Raw genomic sequence first — 15,881 nt, 5'->3', positions numbered from 1 at the left:
AACCTTCCATTGTTAGCAAATATACAGAATACATAAACAATGGTTGGTTATTGGGGAATGATTTAAGTCGCTGCCCTCGCACGTGGATGTGTAATATGAGCGACGCAGTACAACTCGACATCGAGGAGGGAGTCGCGACGATCACGCTGAATCGGCCGGACAACCGCAACGCGCTTACGACGGAGATGTCGGCGGCCATCGTCGATGCCGTCGAGGAGGCCGAAGACTCCGAGGAGGTCCGTTGTCTCGTGATCACAGGCAAGGAGGGGACCTTCTGTTCGGGCGGGGACGTCACCGCGATGGCCGAACTGATGAGCGGTGCCGCCGAGCTACACGAGGCCGTCGAACGCATCCAGCACGAGACGAGCCGTGCGGTCCGTGCTATCGCCGAGTTCCACCTGCCGACGATCGCGAAGGTCGACGGCATCGCCTACGGAGCGGGCGCGAACCTCGCTATCGCTGCCGACATCACGCTCGCCTCCGCGGAGGCCCGCCTCAGTTTCGGCTTCCGGCAGGTCGGCCTCGCGATCGATACCGGCACCTCGTATCTCCTCCCCCGGCAGGTCGGCGTCAGCAAGGCCAAAGAGCTCGTCTTCACCGGCGAACTGCTGGACGCCGAAGCAGCCGAGGAACTGGGGCTGTTCAACCACGTCTTCGAGGTGGACTTCGAGGCCCGTGCCGGCGAGTTCATCGAGCCGATCGCGACGGGGCCGACGGTGGCGCTCCGGACCTCGAAGAAACTCATCGAACAGGGGTACGACACCTCCCTGCGGGACGCACAGGATAACGAAGCGGCGGCACAGGCGGCCGTCTTCGCCACCCACGACCACGAGGAAGGCGCCACCGCGTTCATGGAGGGTCGCGATCCCGAGTTCGAGGGTCGGTAGTCTCGAGTATACTGTGCCAGCCTCGTCACACAAAATGCATGCCTGACGTACTGTGGTGTACACAGCCTTCGAGGTCGGTCATGGCGTCCGCCAACCGTCGTACGTTGCTACAAATCATCCGCTGTATCTCGCACGACTCTACCGGCAGATAATCGACAGTTTGCTACACTTCTGCAAGATACAAGGCGCGAATGTCGAACGGGATTCGGCTCGATTTGGGAAGGTGGTGGTCGCTCAATACAGGGCACTCACAGACCGAAGTGATAGAAAGACTATAAGGGATTGTCACTTAGTTTTCCCTATGACCTCCTCACGCCAAGCGGGGACATGGCTCGGACTGGGGTTACTTTCGCTAGGTGCATACCTCCCATGGGTCACATCAAATCCATTAGCAACGCGCCATGAAATTAGACCACGCCCAGTAGGTCTTGACCCGGGCTTCGAGATTTGGGGGGTTCTACTGCTCTCCCTAGTTGGTCTTACCAGTCTTGGATTACTCCTTGGTGTTCCAAGGACCAATACGGGTGTCTTCCGGGGGATTGTGGGTGGCACTGCGCTAATATTACCGATATGGTTTCTCATAGAATGGGGCATTACGGGTTATTTCATCGCTGGCAGTGGAGTGTACGTAACAGCCGTTGGTGGATTCATGATCATTGCTATTGAGTTCGGACGTATGAACAAATTCAATTCACCTGATCTACTGTCCTACTCTGGTTGGTAAACACGTGTAGTGGGTAAAGTATCGTTTTCTTTCACCCTGTCGAGGGAAGATCACGGTGATCAGTGCGCATGTGTAGTGAGCGAATGGTCCACTGATTTTGACGTGGAACAAATGAAGTCGGCGTGCTGCACTAATCCTCTGGATGTTGCACGCTGTTTCTATCAACTTCTGATAAGATCTGTCTCGTCCGTGCAAGATACAGGGCGCGAATGTCGCACGAGTCAGAGTGCGACCAACACGGGAGGTCGAATGCTCAGTACAGATCAAACATACATAGAAGACTACACTATCCCTCGATCTGTGTCAATTTTTCACACTTTTCACCAGGAATGGGGTTGACATATTTTACAGTCTCATCTTCACAAAGATCGTCAAAATCACGGTCGGTCGTAATCAAGTAATCAGCGTCATATGCTCGTGCAAGCGCAACGATGAATGAATCGTACACATCGTGATTTTTTTCGGCACTGATCTCGTACGCCTCAAGCAGTGTTGTCTCAGTGGCGCTGACGACTCGTGCAGGGCTACGGATAAGTGATTGAATAGCGTTTCGAGCAGCAACTTCGTCTACGCCAAAATTACTCGTCATCAGATACTGCGCTCGTAACGGATAGTAATCGAACACGAGCAAGACGTTTGGTCCATCAATCGCGTTCTGGATCCACGGATACACATCGTCGTGCGCAGGATGGTCATCGGTGAGCGCGATTGCTAGCACGTTCACGTCAGTGAGAACTGTCACTTCAGTCGGGAGAGAATCAGTCATTGGATAGTCGCTCACCGGTCCATTGGTCCGAAGAGCGATTCTCCGGCATCAGTTGGTGTCGTGTTCTCCCATTCCTCCCGATTGGCTGTTGCTGTCTCTAATTTCGAGCTCGGTTTGGGGTTGACTTCAAGAACTGATCCGACGAGGGTTGCAGGAATCTCATCGTTCGATTCGATTCCTAATCGGTCTCGAACCTCTTTAGGGAGTGTTACCCGTCCTCTATCGTCCACTGTGAGCGTGAGTTCTTCCCCGTTGTTCGCTTTGAATGAGTGGGTTCCCATTTTTGATCACCTTATACCCACTACATCACTGACATACTAAACTCTTGCGCTACTCGAAGTAGCGATCTGTTCGAGGTGTAGTGAGGAGATAGTTCACTGCTTTCGGCGTGAAACAAACGAAGTCACCGTGCTGCACTAGTGCTCTATATTCAGCAGACCAATTGTATCAATCTCTGATAGTTTCAGCGCAGTCATCCCCTATCTCTCTTCGGACCCGTCGGCACGCATGGCCAACAGCCCCAGAACCAGGTACAGCGCACCGATCAGCCGCGTCACCGGCAGCACCCACGATTTCGTCTCGAGTTCCTCAGCGTTCTCGTAGGCCACTTCGAGCCCGAACTCGAGGGCGGTTCGCGGGAGGAGAGCCATCACGAACCCGAGCGCGCCGAGCGGAAGCCGAAGAACCGAGGGCCCGCTGTCCTTTCGCAGGAGCAGCCACAGGAAGAGCAGCCCCTCGAGTCGAGCCATCGGGAGCGTCCAGGAGCGTAGCCGTCCGTCGTCGGGGTTCTCGAACGCGAGGCGTTCCGCGGGGTCGACGATCCGCTCGGGTGCGAGGGTCTCGAGCAGGCCGAATCCGATCGCCAGTGGCCGGAGCATAGGTCGCGTTCGACGGCCGCGAAGAAAAATCTCCCTGGGCGCCTCACGCTGTCTCGGCCGTCTCCACGGCTTCGCTCTCGCTCTCGTCTCTGCCTCGACTCGAGAGTACGCCGACGAGCAGATACAGTACACCCAGCAGTCTGGCTGCAGGCTTCACCCACGATTTCAACTCGAGGTCGGCGGTGTTCTCGTAGACCAGTCGTTGACTGAGTTCGATAATCGGCTGTGGAACGGCGACCAGAACAGCACCGGAGAGCGCGAGCAGGGCACTGACGGGACGAGCGCCCGACTCCCGGCGAGCCAGTAGCCAGACGAAGACCAGTCCCTCGAGTCGCGCACCCCACAGCGCCCACGAACGCCGGTCGACGTTCTCGGGATTCTCGAGGCCGATCCGTTCGCAAGCCTCGACGACGGGCCGTGGCTTCGCGATCTCGAACAGACCGAACGCGATCAACAGCGATCGGAGCATAGCCGTCGTACATTATCGCCGGTCAAAAAACTCGACTCTACTTCTCGGACTGTGCGTCGCGTGTCGATCGATACGATTCGTCTCTCGAAACCAGAATCGTCGACAACACCACGAAAGCCCTTGAGGTCCTTGCGTCGCCTCGTTCGACGAGAACCGCAGCCTCTTTCATTCCCACCCGTGTCGGCTGGCCGGTCAAGCCACCGCTGGGCGGGAATGAAAGGGGCTGGCACTGTCCGGGAAGACGCACGACGGTAAGCCGAACGGAGTGAGGCGAACGTCGGAAGACGAGCAAAGCGAGTCTTCCGGAACAAGCACTACAGCGAACGCAGTGAGCGAAGCGCGCAGCGAGTGCATCGACCGGACAGTGCCAGGGGCTTTCGTGGTGTTCTTGATTGCGGTATCGTCAGTGATCGCTATCTGCCGAAAGTTGACAGAAAATGAACACTGTGATGCGATTAGCGTCGATGGACACCTTTTCAATACCCTCGGACTATTCTCCACTGGAGACGATTCGATGCCCGAGACATCCGACAGGAAAGACGACCACATCCGCATCATCGAGGAAGAAGACGTCGAGACCGCAGGCGCCGGATTCGCCGACATCGACCTCGTCCACGAGGCGCTCCCGGAGGTCCATCGCGACGAAATCGACACGACGACGACGCTGTTCGGGCACGAACTCGCGGCCCCCATCGTCATCGAGAGCATGACGGGCGGCCACCCGAACACGACCAAGATCAACCGGGCGCTGGCCGAGGCAGCCCAGGAGACGAACATCGCCATGGGCGTCGGCAGCCAGCGTGCCGGCCTCGAGTTAGACGACGAAGACCTGCTCGAGTCCTACACCGTCGTTCGCGACGTCGCACCCGACGCGTTCCTCTACGGGAACGTCGGCGCGGCCCAGTTGCTCGAATACGACGTCGAGGACGTCGAAGAGGCCGTCGACATGATCGAGGCCGACGCGATCGCGGTCCACCTCAACTTCTTACAGGAGGCGGTTCAGCCCGAGGGTGACGTCGACGCTCGTGGCTGTCTCGAGGAGATCGAACGCGTTGCGGACGGGCTCTCGGTTCCGGTGGTCGTCAAGGAGACGGGCAACGGCATCGCACGGGAGACGGCCGAGCGACTCGCAGAGGCTGGCGTCGACGCTATCGACGTCGCTGGTCAGGGTGGAACGACCTGGTCTGGAATCGAGTCCTACCGTGCCGCCGCGGTCGGAGCCGACCGCCAGGAAGCGATCGGACAGCTGTTCCGTGCCTGGGGCGTTCCGACGGCAGTCAGCACCTACGAGGCTGCACAGGTCCACGACACCGTTATCGCAAGCGGCGGCGTCCGCTCCGGACTCGACATCGCGAAGGCGATCGCTCTCGGCGCACAGGCAGGCGGCCTCGCGAAGCCGTTCCTCGGCCCCGCAGGACAGGGAACTGGCGCGGTCGTCGACCTGATCGAGACGCTCGAACTCGAGCTTCGAACCGCGATGTTCGTCACCGGTTCCGGGTCGGTCGACGAACTGCGTGACACCGACTACGTCGTGCTCGGTCGGACAAAGGAGTACCTCGAGTCGCGTTCGGAGTGACGAACCGCCCGCTCGAGTCGAACTGCGCTACGCTTCGGCCGTGTTCGACCGCCGAAACGGATTCTCTTCGTCCTCCTCGAACGAGCGTCGCATGAGCAGTTCGCGGCCGTCTCTGACTGTTTCGAACCCGAGTTCCTGGTAGATGTGGACGGCGACGCGGTTGCGACGTTCGACCTCGAGGACGATCGCGTCTCGATCCGTCGCCGCGCCGGTCGCGACGACGTGCTTGCAGAGTTCGGTTCCGATCCCGCGACCGTGATGGTCGTGGTGGACGAACACCGCGAGTTCCGGCTCCGGATGGTCCGCCGGCGTGTAGAAACTGTGGCCGACGATCCGGCCGTCGTAGTCGGCGACGAAGTTCCTTCCCTCCTCGAGTGTTCTCGATAGCCACTCCTCGAGTCGCTCGTCGGTCGTCGGTGGGAGGCCCTGGGCGCGGTGGGCGTCGTCGAACTCGTCGTACAACTGCCGGAGCCGGTCGTGGTCGGCTGGTTCCGGTTGCCGGATCAGCATCGAGCGTCCGTCCTCGTCGACGAACCGCGGACAGCGAGGTGGACAGTACTCGGTCGGCTCACACTGGCTCGAGTCCCACGCGGCCTCCGACGGGGGTCGCTGGACGCTCATCACGCTCGACAGTTGGTGGTCTTGACGGAAACTCCGATTGACCGTTCCCAGCCGCTGGGAAGGGGTATCTACGGACGACTCGAGGACGGAGACAGCTGTCGCTCGTCGGTTGCGTCACAAAAAATCGGAAAACGACTGTTCGTGTTTTACAGGTCGCGAGGCTGGACCGTCTTCCGGTCGTTGGCCTCGGCTCGTCGGGCGGCGTCCTCGAGCAGCTCGTCAACCTCTTCGTCGAGTGCTTCGTAGAAGTCCGAAGCGACGTTCTTGTCATCGAGCGCTTCCTTAACGGCGGCTTTGACGATAAGATCTGCCATACGATATATCGATTCCGCCCACCATTATATAAATGTTCTGGTTATGAGTCGAGATATGGGGGTTGGAGCGGTTGATCCGTCGGTTTCGACTCTCGAATCTACCGGAAAGTATATGTCGGATGAGTCAGGGAGGGGATATCTCCCGGGCGTTTTCCCGCTATTTCGGCTCGCGCGCGCCAGCAGTGGCCGCTGGCGCGGTTTCACGGCTGTCCTCTACTGTTCTCGCGCTCGGGCGAACCGGCCACATTTAATTACCGTACTACAAAGATTTCATCCACTCTCCAAAACTCTTTCTTTGTTTGGGAAAGCATTCTTAAGCACACACTGAATAACTCCAGTACCGGCCTCGGCCGGTGTGCCCAATGCCAAAGTGTGACCACTGCGACGCGCACGTTTCCGAGCGCTTTGCGCGCGTCTTCGCCGACGACCACGGCGAAATCCACGCGTGTATCAGCTGCTCGGCCAACGCGGGGATTGCCGAAGCCGCGAAAGAACGCGCTCGCGGCACCTGACCCGCCGACTGCACCGACCCGGACGACCACGGGCCTCTCGTCCTAACGAGACTCTTTTGCTCGCGGCCCCTGTACCGACCGGCGATGGCCGACGATCACGTCGTCTACGTCCTCGAGTGTGCCGACGGCTCCCTCTACACCGGCTATACGACCGACCTCGAGCGACGCGTCGCGGAACACGACGCCGGCGACGGCGCGAAGTACACTCGCGGCCGAACACCGGTCGAACTCGTCTACCACGAACGTTACGAGACCCAGTCGGCGGCGATGTCCCGCGAGTACGAAATCAAGCAGTTGAGTCGCCGGGAGAAAGAGCGGTTGGTCGGTCTCGAGGCGAGTGACTAACCAGAACGACTATTCAAGCCGTTTCGCGAAGAATTTTCGCTTCACGTCGAACCCGTGATCCTCGTACAGCGACTGTGCTGCGTGGTTGTCGACGTGGACCACGAGCGATGCCCACTCACACTCCCGTGCGTTCTCCCAGGATTCGACCGCAGCTAGCAGTTCGGAAGCGATCCCCTGCTGGCGCGACGCCTCGCGCACGTAGACTTCGATGACGTGGAGGTCGTACGTGCGCTGGAACGTCGGCATCGCTCGCTCCCGTTTCGCGTAGACGAACCCGACGAACTCCCCATCCTCGACGGCTACGAGAAGGATGCGTTCCTCGTCGGTGAGCGCCCGCTCGTGGTAGCCGATGGCGTCCTCGCGAACGTCGTCTGCAACCCGATTGAACTCGTCGAGGTCGCCCATCTCGCGAGCGAGCGGAAACCAGAGGTCGTCGACCAGCGTCTCCACGTCGCCGGGCTCGAGCGGACGGATTTTCATACCCGAAAAACCAGACCTGTTGACAAGTAGCCGTCGTCCCCCGTATCAGTCGTCGGCTTCCGCTCGAGCCGAACTGACGTCGGGATCGATGAACGCGTACTCCGTGAGCATCCGGCCGAGTTTCTCGACGCGTTCCTGCAGTTTTGCCTCCTCGAACGCTCGGCCGTCGATCGCGTCCGGATCGTCGACGAACCGACTCGAGGCGTTGCGGATCCCAACCTGATGGGGAAGAACCCAGCCGTGGACGCCCCGTACGGTAATGCGGAGGTGATCGAGCGTCGACCCGTAGCTCCCGCCGCCGGCGGTTGCGAGCAGGCCGACGGTGGTGTCCTCGTACTCGTCCCAGCCACAATAGTCGTGGAAGTTCTTCAGTGCGCCCGAGTAGGAGCCGTGATAGACGGGGGTGCCGAGCGCGACGGCGTCTGCCTCGCGGACGATTCGTTTGACCTCTCGGCCGTCCCCCTGGCCGTCGACGTCGGGATCGTAGACGGGGAGATCGTACTCCTGCAGGTCGAGTAACGTCGTCTCTGCACCTGCATCGGTCGCTTCCTCGAGGACGTACTGGAGGGCGGTTCGAGTGTAGCTCTCGGTACGGAGGCTACCGGAAACGGCGACCACGGTCGGCGTCTGCGTCATGCCCGAACGTAACGGTTCGATTCGGAAAGAGTCGTCGTCGTGTTCGCCGACGAACCCATCGGTTTCGGCAGTTCGACGTGTCACCGGCGATCCGTCCACGAGCCCCCGATTTTCCAGTTCGTTCGACCGCTACTCGAGTCGAGACACAGTCCTTATGCAGGTGTCGCTGCTATCTCGTCTCGATGCACGTCATCGGAACGGTGGGGCTGCCCGGCAGCGGCAAAGGCGAGGCGGCCACCGTCGCACGCGAAGACGGAATCCCGGTGGTGACGATGGGCGACGTCGTCCGCCAGGAGACGGCCGACCGCGGACTCGATCCCACGAAAGACCACGGGAAGGTCGCCCAGGCGCTGCGCGACGAGAACGGGCCGGCGGCGATCGCCGAGCGGTCGCTCCCGATGATCGAGGACCGCCTCGAGGACGGCGACGCGGTGCTGGTCGACGGCATCCGCTCCGATACGGAGGTCGACGTCTTCGAGGAGCGGTTCGGCGACGACTTCACCCTCGTCAGCATCGAGGCACCGTTCGAACTCCGAGCCGAACGCCTCGAGACTCGTGGCCGGGACGCCGCCGAGGACGACGGCGGCGAGTCCCTGCAGGCCCGCGACGAGCGTGAACGCGGGTTCGGGATGGACGACGCGATGGAGCGAGCGGACGTCGTCGTCGAGAACACCGACTCGCTCGAGGCGTTTCGCGATCGAATCCGGTCGATCATCCGCGAGGGAGTCGATTCGGAACTCGAGAATACGGAGGTAAACCCATGACAGACGTCTACCGCGTCGACGTAGAGATCACGGCACCGATCTACGACACCGAGGTCACGAGCCGAGTGACCGACGCCGTCGTCAACGTCTTCCCCAACGCAGAACTCGAGGAGGAGTTCGGCGAGGTCAGGGGCGAAACCCACTCACTGGATCACTTCTCGGACCTGCTGCACCGCCAGGAGATTCTCGACACTGCTCGCGGCGAGTTCTTCGCGAATCGCGAGGGCGATACCTTCACGTTCGCGCTGAAGAAACAGGCGGCCTTCCAGGGTCGCGTGAACTTCTCGGTCGGGGAACCCGACGAACTCGGCGAGATCGGTGTCCGCGTCCGCGTCGAGGAGCCGACCGTCGAGGAGTACGTCGACCACATCGCGCCGCCGACCGAAGACGGCCGGCCGATCGACGAGTAGCGGAATCAGATCTTCTGAACGTAGATTTCCGTCCAGTAGGCCTCCTCCTCGTACCGGACCACGTACCTGCCGTTCGGCGACGACGGTTCGCGGGGAGACTCGTTCGGCCGTCGAACCTGTTCTTCGCCCTCGAATTCGACCACGACGCGCGATTCCGCTGCCGATAGCTCCTCGCCGTCGGGGACGTCGTACGTCCCCTCCTCGATCGCCTCTGCGACGACTGCCGCCGCGTCGTCGTCGAACGGGCCGAGTTCGAACTCGACGAGGCCCCGAACCGTCCGTCCGTACGCCTCGAGCGAGTCCGCCACGACGTCGGCAGTGTACTCGTAGGTTTTCAGTGGCCGATCGTTCCCGTCGTCTATCTCGAGCCGACCGCGCGTCTCCGGCCACACGATGACCTCGTACTCCTGATCGGGGACCAGCACCGAGTCGTCGACGTCGTCCTCGAGATAGTAGACGGACGTGCCGTAGCCGAGAAACGGATCTGACGAGTCCCAGCGGTCACCGAACGCCTCCCTGTCGACCTCGGGGAGGTCGTCGTAGTGGATCGCGTTCTCGGGGTCGACGGTCTCGTCCTCGTCGACCGGATTGATCGCGTAGCCGAACAGTGTTCCCGACGCACGGTCGACGACCGTCGTCTCGGCGACGTAGACGGCTCCGTCGTGGACGTACGGTGTCTCCGACGGAAACGGCTCCGAGAGTCCCTGTGCAGTCACGGTCTCGCCCTCGGCGGCCTCGAGCGCGATCCGGTCGTCGTCGTCGTCCGACTCGAGGGATCTGGTCAGTCGATCGGCGATATCGGTGTTCGACGTCGTTTCCATGGAGAGCGAGAGCGTCGGCGCGGTCGCACAGCCCACGCAGCCACCGGCGGCTGCCGAGGCCAGCGTCGCACCAGTCGCGAGGAACTGGCGGCGGTCCATGCCGGCACTTGTGGGCGGAGTGACAAATATGCCCGTGTTCGATCGGGTCCTCGAGAGCCGAGGCCGAAACCAACGACTGAATCGGTGACGACACCGCACAGCCGACGTTACCGACAGAACAAGGGCGGGAAGTGATACGGTGGCGCGGTGTACGGCGTCGACATGCACGACACGATTCCAGTCGCCGAGATCATGGTCACCGACGTCGTCACCGCCCCGCCGGACGCGAACGTCTCGCAGGCTGCCACGCTACTGCGCGACGAGCACGTCAGTTCGGTGGTCGTCGCTCGAGACGACGACCCAGTCGGGATCGTCACGGAGGGCGACTTCGCGACGCAACTCTGTGAACGGACCGACCTCGGTACTCACGAACTGGCCGACGTGATGTCCGAACCGCTCGAGACGATCGCGCCCGAGACCACCATCGTCGAGGCAGTCGATACGCTTCGTACCGACGACCTCGAGCATCTACCGGTCGTCGATGACGGCGAACTCGTGGGTATCCTTACGACGACGGAACTGTCCTACTACGTACCACATTTGGCTCACCGGGCCAAGAAGGTCGAACCGAAGGCGGAATCCCAGCGCCGGCAGGTCCGGACCGACACCCAGTACGAACGCGACGAGTGGGAGTTCGAGTACCGCGGCGAGGACGAGACGACCGTCTCGGTCGGTGACGTCGCTCGCTTCTCGAAGACTCTCTCGAGCGAGGACGTCGAGGCCTTTGCGGAGATCAGCGGCGACACGAACCGACTCCATCTCGACGCGAGCTACGCCGCCGAGACCAGGTTCGGCGAGCGGATCGTCCACGGCGTGCTCGCAAACGGCCTGATCAGCGCGGCGCTCGCACGGCTCCCGGGGCTGACGATCTACCTCTCCCAGGAGAGTAGCTTCCGTGCGCCGCTGTCGATCGGCGAGCACGTCACCGCGACCTGCGAAATCGTCGAGAACCTCGGCGGCGATCGGTACCGGATCGAGACCACTGTCACGGACGACGACGAGACCGTCGTCCTCGAGGGTGACGCAGTCGTCCTGATCGACGAACTGCCACCCGAGCCGTCGGTCGAGGAAGAGTCAGCGACGGTCGACTGAGAACGAGGATGGACTGACGAGAACGGAAGAGCGGCGACGCGGCGTCTAGAACGGACCCATACCGCCCATTCCGCCGCCGCCGCCACCGCCTTGCTGTTGCATCTGCTGCATCATGCGCTGCATCTCCTTGTCCGAGCCCATGCCCTGGAACTGCTTGAGGGTCTTTTCCATCATCTTGTACTGCTGGAGCAGTTCCCGGACCTGTTCCTCGCTGGTTCCCGACCCACGGGCGATGCGTTCGATCTGGCTCGCGCCGATGGCCTTCGGGTACTCCTTCTCGGCGTCGGTCATCGAATCCATGATGACGCTGAAGCTACGCATGCGATCCTGGGTGACGTCCATCGCGTCGTCGGGGAGCTGATCCTTGATCCCGCCACCGAAACCGGGGATCATGTCCATCACCTGATCGAGCGGCCCCATATTGTTCATCGCCTCCATCTGCTTCTGCATGTCGTTCAGGGTGAACTGCCCCTGCAACATGTCCTCGGGATCCCAATCTTCCTCCTCGATCTCGGTCTGTTGCATCGCGCGCTCGACGCGTTCGGCGAGCTGGCCGAGATCGCCCATTCCGAGCAGCCGGGAGATGAAGCCGTTAGGCTCGAAGCGCTCGACGTCCTGGACCTCCTCGCCGGTCCCGAGGAAGGCGATCGACGAGTCCGTCTGGTCGACGGCCGTCAGCGCGCCACCACCCTTCGCCGTACCGTCTAGCTTCGTGATGACGACGCCGTCGATGCCGATCGACTCGTCGAACTGGCTCGCCTGTTCTTTCGCGCCCTGACCGATCGCCGCGTCCAGCACGAGCAAGGAGGTGTCGGGGTCGACGACGCCCTCGATCTGCTCGATCTCGTCGATCAGGTCGTCCTCGAGCGCGTGACGACCCGCCGTGTCCACGATGTGGACGTCGGCCTCGCTGGTCTCCTCGAGACCCTTCCGTGCGATCTCGACGGGGTCGTCGTTGTCGGGGTTGCCGTAGAAGTCGACCTCGGCGCGTTCGGCCATTTCCTGGGCCTGGTCGTAGGCACCGGGTCGGAAAGTGTCGGTCTGGATGACCGCCGGGCGCAGCCCCTTCGTCGAGAACCACCAGGCCATCTTCGCGGCGGAGGTGGTCTTACCGGACCCCTGCAGGCCGGCAAGCAGGATGGTCTGTTCCTCGAGCGGGAGATCCGTCGACTCGCCGATGAGATCGACCAGTTCTTCGTAGACGATGCTGAGGACGAAGTCCCGCGCGGGCGTGCCGGCGGGAGGTTCTTCCTCGAGTGCGCGTTGCTTGATGTTGTCCGAAAGCTCCTGGACCAGCGAGATTTCGACGTCGGCGGAGATCAGCGACCGCTGAATCTCCTTGACGATCTCCTCGACGTCTTCCTCGCTGATTCGTGACTTCCCGCGGAGTTTGTCGAGGGTGCCCCGCAGGGAGCTTCCGAGATCGTCGAGTACCATTTGCCTCGAATACGGGTCGACGGCGTTAAAGGCTTTTTCTACGGGCGACAGGACTGCGACTCGAAATCGGAACTATATCGACTCCCAGAGACGATCGATGCGGTCCTCGAGCGCGGCGATCACGGTCGAGAGGACGTCTATCGGGTGTAACGACGGCAGTTCCAGATCCGTCGAATCCGTCCCGTCGGGCGGTCGATGGAAGTGACAGCGGCTGTTGTGCGGATTCGGATGTCGGTCCCACCGACACTCCCATCGTTTGCCGCTCGCCGTAGGATGCTCGTCGGCCGCAGTCTCGACGTAGTGAATCGAAAAGTCGTCCGTCGTGTACCACCGGACGTCGACTCGAGCACGTTCGATCGGCGGCGGATACCGATCCCGATCGAGGGATGCCGAAAGTGTCCGTGGCTCGTTGCCGTTCGGCTCGAACGCTGTCTCCTTCACGATCGGTTCGTCCGCGAGGCGTCGCTCGAGCAACCGAAGCGTCTGTCGATCGGGCGGCCCCATCGACGGCGCGTCGTCGGTCATGCAGGAGTGAGACGCCCGTCGTTCTGAGCCATCCGTCGGGCGAGTTCGTACAGCCGAACGTCACGCTCGATTGCCTGCCATTCGCCGATGGACTCCATGCGTTCGTGGATCGCCTCGTGATCCTCGCCATCGGTGAAGACAGATACTGCGGACGGGTCGGTCTCACCGAACCGCTCTCGCAGTTCGTCGCGACGGTGCTCGAGGGTCTCAACGCGGGTGACGATCTCGTCGACCGTCTTCTCCGCTGCGATTCGGCTGGCTTCCTGCCACTCGAGATAGCCGTCGTTGCGTTCGTACCGTGCGGGCTTGGCGTCGCGATGGGCGCGGACGATCCCCATCTCGGCGAGTCGGTTGAGGTGTTTCTTCGCCGCGTTCGGCGAACATGCTGCTATTTCCGCGATTTCTGTGTACGACGTCGGCTCCGTGACACCGAGGGCGGTCTCGTAGACGCGATCGAACGTATCGGCCGACTCGTGCCACCGGGAGCGTACGTCCTCGATAGCGTCTCGGTCGGGAACGGGATCGAACTCGGTCACTATCGATCGTACGTGCCCGACTGCAATATATCACTAGCACTCGCAAATATTTGTGAGATCGTCGCCGTGGAGGGCCGCGTCGGTGCGTATTTCAGCCGACGGCGACAACGGACCCGTATGAGCGAAGGAGACGAGGAACCCGTCGACCTCGCGGACGTCGACGTGGACCCCAGCGAGCACGACGCGCTCGCGGACGCGGAGGTAACGATGCGAGTCAACGAACACGGCCTCTACATCGCCGACGACGAGGACAGCGGCGTCTCGAGCCAGGGCCAGACGCCCGAGGACGCGGTCGCGAACCTGGCGGAAGCCGTCGCCTCGCACGAGCAGGCGATGTCGGACGGGACGGGCGACGACTGGCTGTAGCGACGTCTCGAGCCTGTAACCGACGCTCGAGAAGCAGGCCGGCCACAGCACGCGCTCGTTTTACGGCCTCGTTCGTAGTCGATCCCCGCATGACCGAGTACGATATCGTCGTCGTCGGCGGGGGATCCGGCAGCCAGGTCGCGACCGCCGCGGCCGACCGCGGCCTCGAGGCGGCCGTCGTCGAACGCGGGCCGCTCGGTGGTGCCTGTATCACCCGTGGCTGTGTCCCCTCGAAGGCGCTCATCCACCGTGCGGACGTGGTGGAGGAGATCCAGCGTGCAGAGCGAGCAGGAATCGACGCAACGCTCGAGGGCGTCGCTTACGACGAGATCACCGACGCGATTCACGACGCGGTGTTCGGAAAGGCCGACCGGCAGGCGGAGAGCCTCGAGGAGTCCGAAAACGTCGCGCTCTACCGAGGTGAGGGACGGTTCGTCGACGATCGAACGCTCGAGGTCGACGGAGAGGAATCCCACGAAATACGCGGCGAACAGATCGTCATTGCCGTCGGGAGTCGGCCGATGGAACCGCCGATCGACGGCCTCGCGGACGTCGACTATCTCACCAGCGATAACGCGCTCTATCTCGACGACCGTCCCGACGAACTCGTGATCGTCGGCGGCGGTTACATCGGGACCGAACTGGGCTACTTCTTCGGCGCGCTGGGTACCGACGTCACCATTATCGGCCGCAGCGACCATCTGATCCCGCGGGAGGACGACGAGGTGAGCGAACTCGTCACGGACGCGCTCGCGGAGTACTGCGAGGTGTACACGGGCCACGAGGCGGCGTCAGTCGCGAACGACGACGACGGTGATGTAACTGTCACCGCCGAACCGAGCGACGACAACGACGCCGTCGAAATCACCGCCGACGACCTCCTGCTCGCGACCGGGCGAGTACCGAACACCGACACTCTGAACCTCGAGGCGACGAGCATCGAGACCGACGATTCGGGATACGTCGAGACCGACGCACGGCTCGAGACGACCGTCGACGGCGTCTGGGTGCTGGGCGACGTCGTCGGCGATCAGCCGTTCAAACACGCCGCGGATTACGAGTCGCGGGTGGTGGCGGCGAACGCCCTCCGGGACGATAGCGAGGCGCAACGCGCCTCGGACGGTCGAGCGGCGGAGCCGCGAGACGGAGGTCGGGAAGTCGACTACCACGCCATGCCCCACGCTATCTTTACCTCGCCCCAGGTCGCGAGCGTCGGGAAGACAGAGGGCGAACTCGAGGACGAGGACCGCGAGTACGAGTCGGCGACGGTCCCGTTCGACGTCTCGCCACTGGGGGCGATCCTCGAGATCGACGGACTCGTAAAAGTGCTGGCTGCACCCGACGGAGAGATACTGGGCTGTCACATCGTCGGGCCGCAGGCGTCGTCGTTGATTCAGGAGGTCGTCGTCGCGATGGACCGCGGATCGGGAACCGTCGAGGACGTCGCCGAGACGGTCCACGTCCATCCCGCGCTCTCGGAGTCGATATACGCCGCGTTCGACGAACTGTCCGAGGGGGAGTTCTCGACGGCTCCGGACTGGCGGGATATTCGGGAGTGACGGTTCGATCGGGATAACGCCCACTGCTAACTCCTGGCACGGCCGGTAACGGCAGTGTTACGTG

Annotated in this window: 21 protein-coding genes; 9 read left to right on the top strand and 12 right to left on the bottom strand. The window is 62.0% G+C overall.

The window, feature by feature from the left end; translation table 11 throughout:
* Positions 1 to 95 precede the first annotated feature (95 nt).
* Positions 96 to 887: an enoyl-CoA hydratase/isomerase family protein gene (locus tag BLR35_RS15085; RefSeq protein ID WP_090383682.1), complete on the top strand. Its 792-nt coding sequence runs from the start codon at positions 96 to 98 to the stop codon at positions 885 to 887.
* A 1,010-nt stretch (positions 888 to 1,897) separates the two neighbouring features.
* On the opposite strand, the gene BLR35_RS15080 is transcribed toward BLR35_RS15085, so the two are convergent.
* From BLR35_RS15080 to BLR35_RS15065, 4 genes are all read right to left on the bottom strand, one after another.
* Complete coding sequence (locus tag BLR35_RS15080; RefSeq protein ID WP_090383680.1) at positions 1,898 to 2,377, bottom strand: type II toxin-antitoxin system VapC family toxin; 480 nt, start codon at positions 2,375 to 2,377, stop codon at positions 1,898 to 1,900.
* Between the two features lie 11 nt (positions 2,378 to 2,388).
* Complete coding sequence (locus tag BLR35_RS15075; protein ID WP_090383678.1) at positions 2,389 to 2,658, bottom strand: AbrB/MazE/SpoVT family DNA-binding domain-containing protein; 270 nt, start codon at positions 2,656 to 2,658, stop codon at positions 2,389 to 2,391.
* Positions 2,659 to 2,856: 198 nt separating this feature from the next.
* The gene (locus tag BLR35_RS15070; RefSeq protein ID WP_090383675.1) at positions 2,857 to 3,255 is read right to left on the bottom strand and encodes a hypothetical protein; all 399 of its coding nucleotides are present in this window, start codon (positions 3,253 to 3,255) and stop codon (positions 2,857 to 2,859) included.
* Between the two features lie 43 nt (positions 3,256 to 3,298).
* Complete coding sequence (locus BLR35_RS15065) at positions 3,299 to 3,724, bottom strand: hypothetical protein (RefSeq protein WP_090383673.1); 426 nt, start codon at positions 3,722 to 3,724, stop codon at positions 3,299 to 3,301.
* Between the two features lie 514 nt (positions 3,725 to 4,238).
* Between BLR35_RS15065 and fni the strand changes: the two genes are divergently transcribed.
* Positions 4,239 to 5,300, top strand: a complete 1,062-nt coding sequence (fni, locus tag BLR35_RS15060) for a type 2 isopentenyl-diphosphate Delta-isomerase (protein ID WP_090383671.1) — start codon at positions 4,239 to 4,241, stop codon at positions 5,298 to 5,300.
* Between the two features lie 27 nt (positions 5,301 to 5,327).
* On the opposite strand, the gene BLR35_RS15055 is transcribed toward fni, so the two are convergent.
* Complete coding sequence (locus BLR35_RS15055) at positions 5,328 to 5,921, bottom strand: GNAT family N-acetyltransferase (RefSeq protein ID WP_244510255.1); 594 nt, start codon at positions 5,919 to 5,921, stop codon at positions 5,328 to 5,330.
* A gap of 146 nt (positions 5,922 to 6,067) precedes the next feature.
* The gene (locus BLR35_RS15050; protein ID WP_005578700.1) at positions 6,068 to 6,235 is read right to left on the bottom strand and encodes a DUF1931 family protein; all 168 of its coding nucleotides are present in this window, start codon (positions 6,233 to 6,235) and stop codon (positions 6,068 to 6,070) included.
* Between the two features lie 362 nt (positions 6,236 to 6,597).
* Between BLR35_RS15050 and BLR35_RS20780 the strand changes: the two genes are divergently transcribed.
* Both BLR35_RS20780 and BLR35_RS15045 read left to right on the top strand, forming a co-directional pair.
* The gene (locus tag BLR35_RS20780; RefSeq protein WP_170831050.1) at positions 6,598 to 6,747 is read left to right on the top strand and encodes a DUF7563 family protein; all 150 of its coding nucleotides are present in this window, start codon (positions 6,598 to 6,600) and stop codon (positions 6,745 to 6,747) included.
* Between the two features lie 84 nt (positions 6,748 to 6,831).
* A complete protein-coding gene (locus tag BLR35_RS15045) occupies positions 6,832 to 7,092 on the top strand; it encodes a GIY-YIG nuclease family protein (RefSeq protein WP_090383669.1) in 261 nt (86 codons plus the stop codon).
* Positions 7,093 to 7,101: 9 nt separating this feature from the next.
* Here BLR35_RS15045 and BLR35_RS15040 read toward each other — a convergent pair whose 3' ends face one another.
* Both BLR35_RS15040 and BLR35_RS15035 read right to left on the bottom strand, forming a co-directional pair.
* Positions 7,102 to 7,572: a GNAT family N-acetyltransferase gene (locus tag BLR35_RS15040; protein WP_139169308.1), complete on the bottom strand. Its 471-nt coding sequence runs from the start codon at positions 7,570 to 7,572 to the stop codon at positions 7,102 to 7,104.
* Positions 7,573 to 7,617: 45 nt separating this feature from the next.
* The gene (locus BLR35_RS15035) at positions 7,618 to 8,208 is read right to left on the bottom strand and encodes an NADPH-dependent FMN reductase (RefSeq protein ID WP_090384145.1); all 591 of its coding nucleotides are present in this window, start codon (positions 8,206 to 8,208) and stop codon (positions 7,618 to 7,620) included.
* A 182-nt stretch (positions 8,209 to 8,390) separates the two neighbouring features.
* Between BLR35_RS15035 and BLR35_RS15030 the strand changes: the two genes are divergently transcribed.
* Together BLR35_RS15030 and BLR35_RS15025 are read left to right on the top strand one after the other, a co-directional pair.
* Positions 8,391 to 8,972: an AAA family ATPase gene (locus tag BLR35_RS15030; RefSeq protein ID WP_090383666.1), complete on the top strand. Its 582-nt coding sequence runs from the start codon at positions 8,391 to 8,393 to the stop codon at positions 8,970 to 8,972.
* The gene (locus BLR35_RS15025) at positions 8,969 to 9,382 is read left to right on the top strand and encodes an RNA-binding domain-containing protein (protein ID WP_090383663.1); all 414 of its coding nucleotides are present in this window, start codon (positions 8,969 to 8,971) and stop codon (positions 9,380 to 9,382) included. The genes BLR35_RS15030 and BLR35_RS15025 overlap by 4 nt, the downstream gene beginning before the upstream one ends.
* Positions 9,383 to 9,387: 5 nt before the next feature.
* Here BLR35_RS15025 and BLR35_RS15020 read toward each other — a convergent pair whose 3' ends face one another.
* Entirely contained in the window at positions 9,388 to 10,302 is a 915-nt protein-coding gene (locus BLR35_RS15020; RefSeq protein WP_090383661.1) for a twin-arginine translocation signal domain-containing protein, read from the bottom strand.
* Between the two features lie 162 nt (positions 10,303 to 10,464).
* On the opposite strand from BLR35_RS15020, the gene BLR35_RS15015 reads away from it, so the two are divergent.
* Positions 10,465 to 11,394 (top strand): CBS domain-containing protein, encoded by a 930-nt coding sequence (locus tag BLR35_RS15015; RefSeq protein ID WP_090384142.1) that lies wholly within the window; start codon positions 10,465 to 10,467, stop codon positions 11,392 to 11,394.
* A 45-nt stretch (positions 11,395 to 11,439) separates the two neighbouring features.
* On the opposite strand, the gene BLR35_RS15010 is transcribed toward BLR35_RS15015, so the two are convergent.
* From BLR35_RS15010 to BLR35_RS15000, 3 genes are all read right to left on the bottom strand, one after another.
* Positions 11,440 to 12,831: a signal recognition particle protein Srp54 gene (locus tag BLR35_RS15010; RefSeq protein ID WP_090383658.1), complete on the bottom strand. Its 1,392-nt coding sequence runs from the start codon at positions 12,829 to 12,831 to the stop codon at positions 11,440 to 11,442.
* A 72-nt stretch (positions 12,832 to 12,903) separates the two neighbouring features.
* Positions 12,904 to 13,356, bottom strand: a complete 453-nt coding sequence (locus tag BLR35_RS15005; RefSeq protein ID WP_090383656.1) for a toxin-antitoxin system TumE family protein — start codon at positions 13,354 to 13,356, stop codon at positions 12,904 to 12,906.
* The gene (locus BLR35_RS15000) at positions 13,353 to 13,892 is read right to left on the bottom strand and encodes a winged helix-turn-helix domain-containing protein (protein ID WP_090383653.1); all 540 of its coding nucleotides are present in this window, start codon (positions 13,890 to 13,892) and stop codon (positions 13,353 to 13,355) included. Before BLR35_RS15000 ends, BLR35_RS15005 begins: the two co-directional genes overlap by 4 nt.
* Positions 13,893 to 14,009: 117 nt before the next feature.
* On the opposite strand from BLR35_RS15000, the gene BLR35_RS14995 reads away from it, so the two are divergent.
* Together BLR35_RS14995 and BLR35_RS14990 are read left to right on the top strand one after the other, a co-directional pair.
* Positions 14,010 to 14,258: a type II toxin-antitoxin system HicB family antitoxin gene (locus BLR35_RS14995; RefSeq protein ID WP_090383651.1), complete on the top strand. Its 249-nt coding sequence runs from the start codon at positions 14,010 to 14,012 to the stop codon at positions 14,256 to 14,258.
* An 89-nt stretch (positions 14,259 to 14,347) separates the two neighbouring features.
* Positions 14,348 to 15,817 (top strand): dihydrolipoyl dehydrogenase, encoded by a 1,470-nt coding sequence (locus BLR35_RS14990; protein WP_090383648.1) that lies wholly within the window; start codon positions 14,348 to 14,350, stop codon positions 15,815 to 15,817.
* The last annotated feature ends 64 nt before the right edge of the window (positions 15,818 to 15,881 follow it).

This window comes from Natronobacterium texcoconense, from assembly GCF_900104065.1.
Taxonomy (GTDB): Archaea; Halobacteriota; Halobacteria; order Halobacteriales; family Natrialbaceae; genus Natronobacterium; species Natronobacterium texcoconense.
This window is presented reverse-complemented; position numbering and strand designations above follow the sequence as displayed.

Bases quoted from the DNA above. Each gene is read 5' to 3' on its own strand.
- BLR35_RS15040 (WP_139169308.1), bottom strand. From the start codon at position 7,572: ATGAAAATCCGTCCGCTCGAGCCCGGCGACGTGGAGACGCTGGTCGAC.
- BLR35_RS20780 (WP_170831050.1), top strand. From the start codon at position 6,598: ATGCCAAAGTGTGACCACTGCGACGCGCACGTTTCCGAGCGCTTTGCG.
- BLR35_RS15080 (WP_090383680.1), bottom strand. From the start codon at position 2,377: ATGACTGATTCTCTCCCGACTGAAGTGACAGTTCTCACTGACGTGAAC.
- BLR35_RS15050 (WP_005578700.1), bottom strand. From the start codon at position 6,235: ATGGCAGATCTTATCGTCAAAGCCGCCGTTAAGGAAGCGCTCGATGAC.
- BLR35_RS15030 (WP_090383666.1), top strand. From the start codon at position 8,391: ATGCACGTCATCGGAACGGTGGGGCTGCCCGGCAGCGGCAAAGGCGAG.
- BLR35_RS15045 (WP_090383669.1), top strand. From the start codon at position 6,832: ATGGCCGACGATCACGTCGTCTACGTCCTCGAGTGTGCCGACGGCTCC.
- BLR35_RS15065 (WP_090383673.1), bottom strand. From the start codon at position 3,724: ATGCTCCGATCGCTGTTGATCGCGTTCGGTCTGTTCGAGATCGCGAAG.
- BLR35_RS14995 (WP_090383651.1), top strand. From the start codon at position 14,010: ATGAGCGAAGGAGACGAGGAACCCGTCGACCTCGCGGACGTCGACGTG.
- BLR35_RS15020 (WP_090383661.1), bottom strand. From the start codon at position 10,302: ATGGACCGCCGCCAGTTCCTCGCGACTGGTGCGACGCTGGCCTCGGCA.
- BLR35_RS15075 (WP_090383678.1), bottom strand. From the start codon at position 2,658: ATGGGAACCCACTCATTCAAAGCGAACAACGGGGAAGAACTCACGCTC.
- BLR35_RS15015 (WP_090384142.1), top strand. From the start codon at position 10,465: ATGCACGACACGATTCCAGTCGCCGAGATCATGGTCACCGACGTCGTC.
- BLR35_RS15010 (WP_090383658.1), bottom strand. From the start codon at position 12,831: ATGGTACTCGACGATCTCGGAAGCTCCCTGCGGGGCACCCTCGACAAA.
- BLR35_RS15085 (WP_090383682.1), top strand. From the start codon at position 96: ATGAGCGACGCAGTACAACTCGACATCGAGGAGGGAGTCGCGACGATC.
- BLR35_RS15035 (WP_090384145.1), bottom strand. From the start codon at position 8,208: ATGACGCAGACGCCGACCGTGGTCGCCGTTTCCGGTAGCCTCCGTACC.
- BLR35_RS15005 (WP_090383656.1), bottom strand. From the start codon at position 13,356: ATGACCGACGACGCGCCGTCGATGGGGCCGCCCGATCGACAGACGCTT.
- BLR35_RS14990 (WP_090383648.1), top strand. From the start codon at position 14,348: ATGACCGAGTACGATATCGTCGTCGTCGGCGGGGGATCCGGCAGCCAG.
- BLR35_RS15070 (WP_090383675.1), bottom strand. From the start codon at position 3,255: ATGCTCCGGCCACTGGCGATCGGATTCGGCCTGCTCGAGACCCTCGCA.
- fni (WP_090383671.1), top strand. From the start codon at position 4,239: ATGCCCGAGACATCCGACAGGAAAGACGACCACATCCGCATCATCGAG.
- BLR35_RS15025 (WP_090383663.1), top strand. From the start codon at position 8,969: ATGACAGACGTCTACCGCGTCGACGTAGAGATCACGGCACCGATCTAC.
- BLR35_RS15055 (WP_244510255.1), bottom strand. From the start codon at position 5,921: ATGAGCGTCCAGCGACCCCCGTCGGAGGCCGCGTGGGACTCGAGCCAG.